The 10,739-nt window shown below is 66.8% G+C and carries 10 protein-coding genes; 8 read left to right on the top strand and 2 right to left on the bottom strand.

Going from position 1 to position 10,739, the window contains the following annotated elements; translation table 11 throughout:
* Positions 1–312: hypothetical protein (locus tag I55_RS04360; protein ID WP_044559283.1), on the bottom strand; the 312-nt coding region annotated here is incomplete at its 3' end.
* Between the two features lie 329 nt (positions 313–641).
* On the opposite strand from I55_RS04360, the gene I55_RS04355 reads away from it, so the two are divergent.
* The 3 genes from I55_RS04355 (at position 642) to I55_RS04345 (ending at position 3,567) form a co-directional block, all read left to right on the top strand.
* Complete coding sequence (locus tag I55_RS04355; protein ID WP_252181007.1) at positions 642–1,973, top strand: DHA2 family efflux MFS transporter permease subunit; 1,332 nt, start codon at positions 642–644, stop codon at positions 1,971–1,973.
* 386 nt (positions 1,974–2,359) lie between these two features.
* Positions 2,360–2,680 carry a hypothetical protein gene (locus tag I55_RS04350; RefSeq protein WP_044559282.1) on the top strand — a complete coding sequence of 107 codons (321 nt, stop codon included), beginning with the start codon at positions 2,360–2,362 and terminating at the stop codon, positions 2,678–2,680.
* Between the two features lie 71 nt (positions 2,681–2,751).
* On the top strand, positions 2,752–3,567 hold the full coding sequence (locus I55_RS04345) for an oxidoreductase (RefSeq protein WP_199902456.1): 816 nt from the start codon (positions 2,752–2,754) through the stop codon (positions 3,565–3,567).
* 15 nt (positions 3,568–3,582) lie between these two features.
* Here I55_RS04345 and I55_RS04340 read toward each other — a convergent pair whose 3' ends face one another.
* Entirely contained in the window at positions 3,583–4,458 is an 876-nt protein-coding gene (locus I55_RS04340; protein ID WP_044559281.1) for an SMP-30/gluconolactonase/LRE family protein, read from the bottom strand.
* A gap of 238 nt (positions 4,459–4,696) precedes the next feature.
* Between I55_RS04340 and I55_RS04335 the strand changes: the two genes are divergently transcribed.
* The 5 genes from I55_RS04335 to I55_RS04315 all read left to right on the top strand — a co-directional run.
* Positions 4,697–5,923, top strand: a complete 1,227-nt coding sequence (locus I55_RS04335; RefSeq protein ID WP_044559280.1) for a TCR/Tet family MFS transporter — start codon at positions 4,697–4,699, stop codon at positions 5,921–5,923.
* A 214-nt stretch (positions 5,924–6,137) separates the two neighbouring features.
* Positions 6,138–7,307 carry a two-component system response regulator gene (locus I55_RS04330; RefSeq protein WP_044559279.1) on the top strand — a complete coding sequence of 390 codons (1,170 nt, stop codon included), beginning with the start codon at positions 6,138–6,140 and terminating at the stop codon, positions 7,305–7,307.
* 44 nt (positions 7,308–7,351) lie between these two features.
* Complete coding sequence (locus I55_RS04325) at positions 7,352–10,051, top strand: response regulator (RefSeq protein ID WP_049973818.1); 2,700 nt, start codon at positions 7,352–7,354, stop codon at positions 10,049–10,051.
* Positions 10,052–10,132: 81 nt separating this feature from the next.
* Positions 10,133–10,399, top strand: coding sequence for a type II toxin-antitoxin system Phd/YefM family antitoxin (locus I55_RS04320; RefSeq protein WP_252181006.1), 267 nt, complete (start codon positions 10,133–10,135; stop codon positions 10,397–10,399).
* An 8-nt stretch (positions 10,400–10,407) separates the two neighbouring features.
* A partial coding sequence (locus I55_RS04315) for a PIN domain-containing protein (protein WP_199902455.1) occupies positions 10,408–10,739 on the top strand: 332 nt, incomplete at its 3' end.

Here is a 10,739-nt window from a genome sequence, read left to right as displayed (position 1 = left end):
CTTGGCGAAGGCGTAGAGCGGCTTGCCCTTGTAGGCCCATTGCTTGGCGCCGTCGTCGCGGGTGATCAGGGTCCAGTCGCCGCTGGCCTTGGCCTCAGCGCCGGCCTTGAACGCCGGCCAGTTGGCGGCGCACTGGGCGATGCAGTTGGACTGGCCCTCCGTGTCGTGGTCGAAGGTGTAGAGGGTCATGCCCCGGCCGTCGACCAGGGCCTTGCCCTTGGCGGTGTCCGCCACCTTGGCCTGGGCCAGGGCGCCGGTGGCGACGGCAAGGCCGGCCGTCAGCGCGGCGGCGGCGATGATCTGCTTCAGCATCTGCGAGTCCTCCCGATTGTTTGGCCCTGGGGTCGCCCCAGGGCCGCATGAATGACGTCGGTCTCCCTCGCTTTATTCCAAGCGTCCCCGCTTTGTTTAAATCGGCTCAAGCGGGGCGGTGGAACCACCCGCGGACGTGACGGTTTGGCGGGGATGCATGAGCGTCCGGAACCCGTTCGCGCATGACGGTCAGCCATGCCCGGGCGGCACTTGTCAGCACGGCGGCTTTGACCAAATTCTCAAACGGCAGGTAGCGTTTTCCCCGCCAAACCGCTGGTTCCCAGCACTGGTCCCGCACCACCGGCTCGATGAAAGGCACTGTGACGGCGATGCTCGTCGCGCTCATCATATCGTGCGCCCTGTTCATGGAGAACCTGGACGCCACCGTCCTGGCCACGGCTCTGCCGGCCATGGGGGAAAGCCTGGGGCTGAGCCCCATCCATCTCAGCCTGGCCATCACCGCCTACATCCTCAGCCTGGCGGTCTTCATCCCCATCAGCGGCTGGGTGGCGGACCGTTTCGGATCCAGCCGCGTCTTCCGCGCCGCCATCGTGCTGTTCACCCTGGGCTCCATCGCCTGCGGGCTCAGCCAGTCCTTGCCGCAGTTGGCGCTGGCCCGCCTGCTGCAGGGCGTCGGCGGCGCCATGATGGTGCCGGTGGGGCGCCTGGTATTGCTGCGCACGGTGCCCAAGGACCAGCTGGTCCGGGCCATGAATTATCTCACCACGCCGGCCATGGTGGGACCGCTGATCGGCCCGCCCATCGGCGGTTTGCTGACCACCTATCTGTCCTGGCGCTGGATCTTCTTCATCAACGTCCCCATCGGCCTGCTGGGTCTTTATCTTTCCTGGCGCTATATCGCCGACCACCGCGAGGAATCGGTGGCCAAGCTGGATGGCTGGGGCTTCGTCAATTCCGGCGTGGCGCTGGCCGCCTTGATGGCGGGGTTCGAGTGCATCGGCCGTGAGGGCGTGGACTGGCGTGTGGCGCCGGCGCTGCTGGCCTTCGGCGTGCTGGTGGGCGCCGTGGCCGTGCGCCATGCGCGCAGCCATCCCCATCCGTTGATCGACCTGGACCTGCTGAAGACCGCCACCTTCCGCATCAGCGTGCTGGGCGGTTCCCTGTTCCGCATCTGCATGGGCGCCATCCCTTTCTTGCTGCCGCTGATGCTGCAGGTGGGCTTTGGGCTGACGGCCTTCGTCTCCGGCCTGCTGACCTTCGCCACCGCCGCCGGCGCGCTGGTGATGAAGATGACGGCCGGGCCCATCCTGCGCCGCTATGGCTTCCGCCAGGCGCTGGTGGTGAACAGCGTGGTGTCGGCCGTGCTGACCGGCGCCATCGGCCTGTTCCGGCCGGACACGCCACTGCCCCTGATCCTGGTGGTGCTGCTGGTCGGCGGCTTCTTCCGCTCGCTGCAGTTCACCGGCCTGAACACGCTGGCCTTCGCCGACATCCCGCCCAACCGCATGAGCGCCGCGACCAGCCTGTCGTCCATGGTGCAGCAGGTGTCGCTGGGCATGGGGGTGGCCACCGGCGCCCTGCTGCTGCACACCACGCTGGCCGCGCATGGCGGCGCCAAGTTGGAGCCGCACGACTTCATGGTGGCCTTCCNTGACGCCATGGCCATCGGTCTGGCCTCGGTTTTTTTTTTCATCGGCTGAACCCTGATGCCGGCGCCGAAATGAGCGGTCATCACAGCCACCCGCTGAAGCCCGCGACGGAAAGTGCGCCCGGCGACGATTGAGGCCGGGTTTGCGCGGCATCCACGCCTGACCGCAGGCTCGGCATTTCCCCCAATATTTTAGTTTTCTTCACGGCCCCCTTCCTGCGGGGCCGGGAGCTGTCAACCATTGTCATGTCCCGCCCTGATGGCATGGCCGGTATCCGTGTATGTGATGAGTGACGATATTGGTAAATCATCACTCATCGCATATCTTATCGGTACAGCGTGATGCTGCTCCCGCCCATGACGGCGCGGGTTGGTTCCAACAGATGATGCTTGTAGCGCCCCCTATCCGGGTGGCGTTCAGCGTATCGCCGGAGACAGATGATGGCCACCTCGGTCCAAGGGAAGTTGCGTGCGCCGGTCACGGCCTTGATCCTGTTCGGCGCCATGTCCGGTCCGGCGTTTGCCGCGACGGACGGGGACTCGGCGAAAGCCTTCATCGCCTCACTGGCGGGAAAGCGGGAACCGACGGCACGCGATGTCATCATCCCCTCCCTGAACCAGCCCCAGGAGGATCCGGCCCGGCTGTTCATCAGCGGTCTGGAAGGCAAGCATGAACGCCCGTCCCGTGCCGTGTCGACGGAGGTGGACACGCATCCCGATCGGGACTTCATAAACCGTCTCAGCGGCCGGCCACTTTAATTGGCGACATGTCATGGTTTGGTCGGTACGGCGCCGTTTGCGCATGAACTACGGCAGATGAAAATAAAGAGATGATCATGTCCAAATCCCCAACAGTGGTCGTCACCGGTGTGTCGTCAGGTATCGGGCGGGCCACCGCCGAGGTCTTCGCCAAGCGGGGGTGCCAGGTATTCGGCACGGTGCGCAACGTCTTGACGACAAAGCCAATACCCGGGGTCGTTCTGATCGAGATGGATGTGCGGGACCAGGAGTCCGTCCAGCGGGCGATCCAAGCCGTCCTGGTCCAGACCCAGCGCATCGATGTCTTGGTGAACAGCGCTGGGGTGAGCCTCCTCGGCTCCACCGAAGAAACCTCAGTGAGCGAGGCCCAGTCGGTTTTCGACACCAACGTGTTTGGCATATTGCGGACAACACAAGCCGTCCTGCCCTCTATGCGCGCGCAACGCTCCGGAAGGATCGTCAATGTCAGCTCAGTGCTGGGTTTCCTTCCCGCACCCTACATGGGCCTTTATTCGGCGTCGAAGCACGCCGTCGAGGGCTTGTCTGAAACCTTGGATCATGAGGTTCGCAGATTCGGGGTCCGGGTAGTCCTGGTCGAGCCATCCTTCACCAAGACCAGCCTGGACGTTAACGCACCGCAGGCGGCATCCCAATTCGCCGCTTATGACGACGAGCGTGACAAGGTGTTCCAGGCCATCCAGCGGGCTGTCCGTGACGCACCGGGGCCGGATCGCGTCGCGGATACCATCGCCGATGCCGCCTTGGGCACCTGGAAAATGCGGCGCACGCCCAGGGGCGAAGCCTCGCTGCTCAGCAAGTTGCGCCGTTTCATGCCCTTCGGTCCCGTCGATTCCAGCTTGAGGAAGGCATTCGGCCTGGGGGCGTGAACAGCCTACGTGGCCTCATCCCCCGTACCGGTGCTCCGGCAGACCGGGCACATCGACGCGGAAGCTGAAGATGCCGCCGGACTGCGGATGCCTCGCCAGTTCCGCCTCGTCCAGCTTCTGGCGGGCGGTGGTGACATAGGCGGTTTTCAGGTCGGGGCCGCCGAAGGCGATCATGGTGCAAAGGCGGGCGGGGATGGCCACTTCCTCCAGGATGTCGCCAGCGGGTGACAGGCGCACCACCCGGCCACCATCGTACAGCGCCGTCCAATAACAGCCCTCCGCATCCACCGTGGCGCCATCCGGCCGGCCCAGGCCGTGCGGGAACTGGTGGAAGACGCGCTGGTTGGTGATATGCCCCGACGCCAGGTCGAAATCATAGGCGTAGATGACGTGGTTGGGCGTATCCGACAGGTAGAAGGTGCGGTCGTCGGGGGAAAAGGCGATGCCGTTGCTGGTGAGGAAGCCGGTGGCCACTTCCGTCACCTGGCCATCCACGCCCAGGCGGTACAGCGTGCCGTTCCGGTGCTGCTTGGTGCCATCCAAAGTGCCGGACCAGAAGCGGCCCAGGCGATCGCAACGGCCATCGTTGAAGCGGTTGTCGGGCCGGCCTTTCTCCACCTGTGCGCCCAAGGCGACGGGTTCAGCGCTGAAATCCGACAGCAGGGCGAAGCCGTCCTTCATGCCCAGGGCGAATCCCAGGGCGCCGTGGCGGGCCAGGCAGGCCACGGGCTGGATGAAGCCGCGTTGCACGTCCTGGCCGGTCGCCGGGTCGAAGCGATGCAGCGTCTTGGCCGGGATGTCCACCCAGTACAGCACGCCTTCCTCGCTGTCCCAGCGCGGGCATTCGCCCAACTGGGCCTGGGCGTCCAGAACGCAGGTGACCTCACGCATCGTTCGTCCTCTTGACCAAGGTCGCAAACCGGCAGGCACCATACCGGCACCGGGCCGGCCAAGGCCAGCGCTTCGGCATTTGGAGGGGGACGGCATCGGACATCCCGGCATCGGACATAATGACCAGCGGCGCTTTCGGGACTCCCCGCCGCCGCGCAAAAGGATTAAGGGTAGGGCCCGCAAGAAAACGACGTTCCCATCCGGTGTCCACAACGCCGGGTTCAGTCTGGGCCTGACAATGACCGCATCCTCCACGCCGCGCCGCGCCGCGCTGGTATTCATCTTCGTGACCGCGCTGCTGGACATCCTGGCCCTGGGCATCGTCATTCCGGTCCTGCCCGACCTGGTGAAGGGCTTCGTCGGCGGCGACAACGCCCGGGCGGCGCATATGGTGGGCGTGTTCGGCACGCTGTTCGCCGCCATGCAGTTCCTGTTCTCCCCCCTCATCGGGGCGCTGTCCGACCGGTTCGGCCGGCGGCCCATCCTGCTGATCTCCTGCTTCGGTTTGGGCATCGACTATCTGCTGATGGCGGTGGCCCCCACCCTGGGCTGGTTGGTGCTGGGGCGCATCGTTTCCGGCATCACGGCGGCCAGCTTCACCACCGCGTCCGCCTATGTCGCCGACGTGACGCCGGCGGAAAAGCGCGCCGCCGGTTTCGGTATGCTGGGTGCCGCCTTCGGCCTGGGTTTCATCGTCGGGCCGGCGGCGGGCGGCCTGCTGGGCGGCATCAGCCCGCGCCTGCCGTTCTGGGTGGCGGGGGGCCTCAGCCTGCTGAACGCCTGCTATGGCCTGTTCGTCCTGCCGGAATCGCTGCCGGCCGACCGGCGGGGCGCCTTCTCCTGGCGGCGGGCCAACCCCCTGGGCGCCTTCGCCCTGCTGCGCGGCGCGCCGGGCATGCTGGGGCTGGGCGGCATCGTCTGGCTGTATTATCTGGCGCATGAGGCGCTGAACAACGCCTTCGTCATCTATGTCAACGACCGCTACGGCTGGGGATCGGAAACGGTGGGCCTGACCTTGGCGACGGTGGGCATCTGCAGCACGGTGGTCCAGGGCGGCCTGGTGGGACGCGTGGTGAAGCGCCTGGGGGCCCGACGCACGCTGATGCTGGGCCTGGTGGCGGGGGCTGGCGGCTTCGCCGTCTTCGGCACCGCCGATGTGGGGGCCGCCTTCCTCTGTGGCATTCCCCTGGTGGCCCTGTGGGGCATGGTGGGACCGGCGGTGCAGAGCATGATGTCGGCCCAGGTGGAGGCCACCGAGCAGGGGCTGCTGCAAGGCACCCTGGTCAGCATCCGCGGCATCACCGGCATGATCGGCCCCGTGCTGTTCACCACCGTGCTGGCCGACAGCGTCGGGCCGCTGGCCATGCTGCCCCATGGATCGCCCTATCTGCTGGCGTCCCTGCTGCTGGTGGCCGCCCTGGTCCTGACCTTCCTGGTGACCAGGCCCCGCACTGCCGTGGCCTGACAGGCTCTCGGGAGTATACGCCCGCAACATCTCTGGATGATTTGTGGGATATTTAAATCAAAGGCGCTGAATCCCTATAATCAAACTGTAATCTTTCGCAAACCGTCATCTGCAAGAAATAATTGAACGTTAAAACAGGGAGGTTCCGCCCCACGGCGGCGGGCCCGCCGGCTCCTCGTGCTTGTCCGGCGGCGTGACGGACGGAAGGTGGCCGATGTGGGAAGGGGATAGGCCCATCGTGGTGGAAAAGGTGCGGCCGCAGATACTCGTCGTTGACGACACGCCCGACAACCTCAAGATCATGAGCGGCCTGCTGAGGGACGATTATCACGTCCGCGTGGCCAATTCCGGGGAACGGGCGTTGGCCGTCATCGCCGACCACCCCGGCCTGGACCTCATCCTCCTGGACATCGTCATGCCCGGAATGGACGGGTATGAGGTCTGCCGCCGGCTTAAGGCCGACCCCGCCACCCGCGACATCCCCGTCATCTTCCTGACCGCCCGCAATGAGGTGGCGGATGAGGAGCGGGGCCTGGCGCTGGGGGCGGTCGACTACATCACCAAGCCCATCAGCCCACCCATCGTTCTGGCCCGCGTCAGCACCCACCTGCGGCTGAAGGCCATCGCCGACCTGCTGCGCGACAAGGCCGATTTCCTGGAGGCGGAGGTGGCGCGCCGCACCCGTGAGGTCATGGCCATCCAGGACGTCACCGTCATGACCCTGGCGTCCCTGGCGGAGACGCGCGACACCGACACCGGCAACCACATCCGCCGCACCCAGTTCTACGTCCGCGCCCTTGGCGTGCGTCTGCGTTCCCATCCGCGCTTTGCCGACTACATCACCGACGGGCGCATCGACACCCTGTTCAAGTCGGCGCCGCTGCACGACATCGGCAAGGTCGGCATCCCCGACCGCATCCTGCTGAAGCCCGGCCGCTACGTGCCGGAGGAGTTCGAGATCATGAAGCGGCACACCACGCTGGGCCGCGCCGCCATCGAGGCGGCGGAGGACGCGCTGGGCGCCCCGGTGGAGTTCCTCACCTGCATCAAGGAAATCGTCTATTCCCACCATGAGAAGTGGGACGGCAGCGGCTATCCCGAGGGCCTGGTGGCGGAACAGATCCCCATATCGGCCCGCCTGATGGCCGTGGCCGACGTGTACGACGCCCTGATCAGCCGGCGCGTCTACAAGGACCCCATGCCGCATGAACAGGCGGCCGCCATCATCGCCAACGGGTCGGGCAGTCATTTCGATCCCGATATCGTCAAGGCTTTCCTTGAGATCGAGGATGAGTTCCGCGCCATCGCCCTGCGCTTCGCCGACCAGGAATCCATCCTGGAGGAAAAGCGCGAATACCTGCTGATGGCGGCGGACCGGCGATGAGGAAGAGGGGCGCCGGGCTGCCTGGCGCCTGACAGGGGCGGGGCATGCACATGGGCGGCGGGGATAGGGCGGGCGAGGGGGGGGCCGTGACGGCGGTGCCGGTGGTGTACCGCGCGCGGGACATCCTGCAGCCGGCGCGCGGCATTGCCGAGCGCACGCCCTGCGGCGAGGTCGTGCAGATCTTCCTCAACGCCCCCCTGTTGCCCTGCGTCGCCGTCGTCGACGACTGGGGCGGGGTGCTGGGGCTGATCGCCCGCGAATTCCTGCTGTCCACCTTCGCCCATCAGATCAAGTCGGAACTCTACCGTCGCCGGCCCGTCGCCTTCCTGCTGGGGCGGGCCTATCTCTGCGTCGACGTCGACACCCCCCTGGACGACGTCAGCGCCATGATCGCCAGCGAGCATCCCAAGGCGCTGACCGAAGGCTTCCTGATCACCGACCAGGGCCTTTATGCCGGCGTCGGCACCGGCGTGGCGCTGTTGAGCCGTATCGTCGCCATGACCCGCGCCCGCGCGGTGGAGCTGGAGGCCGCGCGCCACACGGCGGAGGCGGCGTCCCAGGCCAAGGCCGACTTCCTGGCCAACATGAGCCACGAGATCCGCACCCCGATGAACGCCGTCATCGGCATGAGCCACCTGGCGCTGAAGACCGACCTGACCCCGCGTCAGCGCGACTATCTGCTCAAGATCCAGCGGTCCGGCCAGCATCTGCTGGGCATCATCAACGACATCCTGGACTTCTCCAAGATCGATGCCGGCAAGCTGGCCATCGAGCGGGTGGAAATCCGCCTGGATGAGGTGCTGGACGGTGTCGCCAACCTGGTGGCGGAACGGGCGGCGGCCAAGGGGCTGGAGTTCGTCTTCGACGTCGACGCCGCCGTGCCGGGCAACCTGATGGGTGATCCGCTGCGCCTGTCGCAGATCCTGATCAACTTCGCCGGCAATGCCGTGAAGTTCACGGAAAAGGGCCGCATCTCCATCCACATCCGCCTGGTGGAGGAGGATGAGGAGGCGGTGACCCTGCTGTTCCAGGTGGCGGACACCGGTATCGGTATGACGGCGGAGCAGCAGGGGCGCCTGTTCCGCAGTTTCGAACAGGCGGATGCCACCACCACCCGACGCTTCGGCGGCACGGGCCTGGGCCTGGCCATCTCCAAGCGGCTGGCGGAACTGATGGGCGGGACGGTGGGCGTGGAGAGCGCCTATGGCAAGGGCTCCTGCTTCTGGTTCACCGCCCGGCTGGGGCGGGTGTCGGCCGGCCAGCCGCTGCTGCCCCGGCCCGACCTGCGCGGGCGCCGGGTGCTGGTGGTGGATGACAGCCGCAACGCCCGGCGGGTGATGGCCGCCATGCTGACCTCCATGTCCTTCCGCGTCGATGGCGCGGCCGACGGCCACGCCGCCATCGCCGCTGTGCGCGATGCCGCCGCCGCCGGCATCCCCTACGACGTGGCCTTCCTGGACTGGCAGATGCCGGACCTGGACGGCATGGAGACGGCGCGGGGCATCGTGGCCCTGGGCCTGGCGCATCCGCCGCACATGATCATGGTGACGGCCTACAGCCGGGAGGATATGCGCGGGGCGGCGGAGCGGAGCGGCATCGAGGACGTGCTGATCAAGCCGGTCAACTCCTCCGTCCTGTTCGACGCCGTCATCCGCGCCATCGCCGGCGCCGAGCCGGCGGAGCCCAAGGTCCGCGCGGACGACGTCTCCCCCAGCTTCGAAGGGCTGAGCGGTCTGTGCGTCCTGCTGGTGGAGGACAACGACTTCAACCAGCAGGTGGCGATCGAGCTGCTGGCCGACGTGGGCGTCGTCGTGGACCTGGCGGAGAACGGCGCGGTGGCGCTGGAAAAGGTGGCCCAGCGGCGCTACGACGCCGTGCTGATGGACGTGCAGATGCCGATTATGGACGGCCTGACGGCGGCGCGTCGCATCCGGGAGATGGGGGAGACGGCGCTGCCCATCGTGGCCATGACCGCCAACGCCATGGCGTCGGACCGGGAGCGGTGCCTGGCCGCCGGCATGGACGACTATGTCTCCAAGCCCATCGATCCCGACCAGTTGTTCGCGGTGCTCCTGCGCTGGAGCCGGCCGCGCGCCGCCGCCCCGATGTCGCCTGAGCCCTTGGCGCCTGATTTCTTGCCGCCGGCCGGCCCGGCGCCGGAGACCCTGCGGGCCATCACCATCCCCGGTGTCGATGCGANGGAGGGGCTGCGGCGGGTGCGGGGCAAGCGCGCNCTCTATGCCGACATCCTGGGGAAATTCGCCGCCAACCAGCGCGCCACCCCCGCCGCGATCCTCGAGCGCTGGCGCGGCGGCGACGTGCAGACGGCGGAACGGCTGGCCCACACCCTGAAGGGCGTGGCCGGCACCATCGGTGCCGGCGAGGTGCAGCGCGCCGCCGCGGCGGTGGAGGCGGCGCTGCGCATCGGGGAGGCGCCGGAGCGGACGCTGTCGGCCCTGTCCCCCCTGCTGGACGGGGTGGCGGCGGGCATCGAGCGCTGGCTGGCAGAGGACGCGCCGGATCCGGCGCCGGCGGCCACCACGGACGCCGACCCGGCCAAGGCGGCGGCCCTGATGGCGCGCCTGCGGGACTTGCTGGCCGACAACGATCCCGAGGCCGAGGAACTGGCCGAGAGCAACCTGCATCTGCTGCGCGCGGCCATGCCGTCCACCCGCGCAGACGACTTCATCCAGTCGGTGCGCGGCTTCGACTTCAGCCGGGCGCTGGAGCTGATGGAGCCGTGACTGGCTTGGTTCTGTCCATCCTGATATAATAGTCAGACAGACCAGTTTTCCGAGGCGGACATGACGCGAGAAACACGTGGGGTGCCAAAGCCTGATGATCGTTGGCCTTTACAGGATGCCAAGGCGCGTTTCAGTGAGTTGGTGCGTCGGGTTAAAAGCGATGGCCCACAGCATGTCACGGTGCACGGTCGCGACGAGGTGGTGGTTATTTCGGCGGAGGAATTCCGCCGGCTGAAGGGAAGCCTTTCCGGGCAGGCCTTGGTGGACGTGCTCCAGGCGTGTCCACATCCGGATGTCGAGTTTGACGTCGAGCGCATGGTGATGCCAGTGCGTGATGTCGTTCTGTGACGGGCTGGTTGCTCGACACCAATGTCTTGTCCGAACTCCGTCGGCCCAAGCCGGACAGGAAGGTCGTTGCCTTCGTGGCTGACCAGCCACTTGATACTCTTTTTATCAGCACCGTGACGCTGGCGGAGATTCGCTTTGGCATTGAGCAGGCAGCCGATGCCGGCAAAAGGTCGGAGCTGACGGCTTGGCTGACGCACAAGCTGCGCCCAATGTTCGATGGCCGCGTCCTGCCTATTAGTGAAGACGTGATGTTGAAGTGGCGTTTTCTGGTGGAGGCAGGCCGGCAAGCGCGGCGCACCTACACGCAGCCTGATCTGATCATCGCCGCGACGGGGTGCAC

Origin of the sequence: Azospirillum sp. B4 (genome assembly GCF_000333275.1) — a bacterium.
Lineage (GTDB): Bacteria > Pseudomonadota > Alphaproteobacteria > Azospirillales > Azospirillaceae > Nitrospirillum.
This window is presented reverse-complemented; position numbering and strand designations above follow the sequence as displayed.

What these genes read in the sequence shown, in the direction of transcription:
- I55_RS04350 (WP_044559282.1), top strand. Translation starts at nt 2,360, where the DNA reads ATGATGGCCACCTCGGTCCAAGGGAAGTTGCGTGCGCCGGTCACGGCC.
- I55_RS04345 (WP_199902456.1), top strand. Translation starts at nt 2,752, where the DNA reads ATGATCATGTCCAAATCCCCAACAGTGGTCGTCACCGGTGTGTCGTCA.
- I55_RS04340 (WP_044559281.1), bottom strand. Translation starts at nt 4,458, where the DNA reads ATGCGTGAGGTCACCTGCGTTCTGGACGCCCAGGCCCAGTTGGGCGAA.
- I55_RS04335 (WP_044559280.1), top strand. Translation starts at nt 4,697, where the DNA reads ATGACCGCATCCTCCACGCCGCGCCGCGCCGCGCTGGTATTCATCTTC.
- I55_RS04330 (WP_044559279.1), top strand. Translation starts at nt 6,138, where the DNA reads ATGTGGGAAGGGGATAGGCCCATCGTGGTGGAAAAGGTGCGGCCGCAG.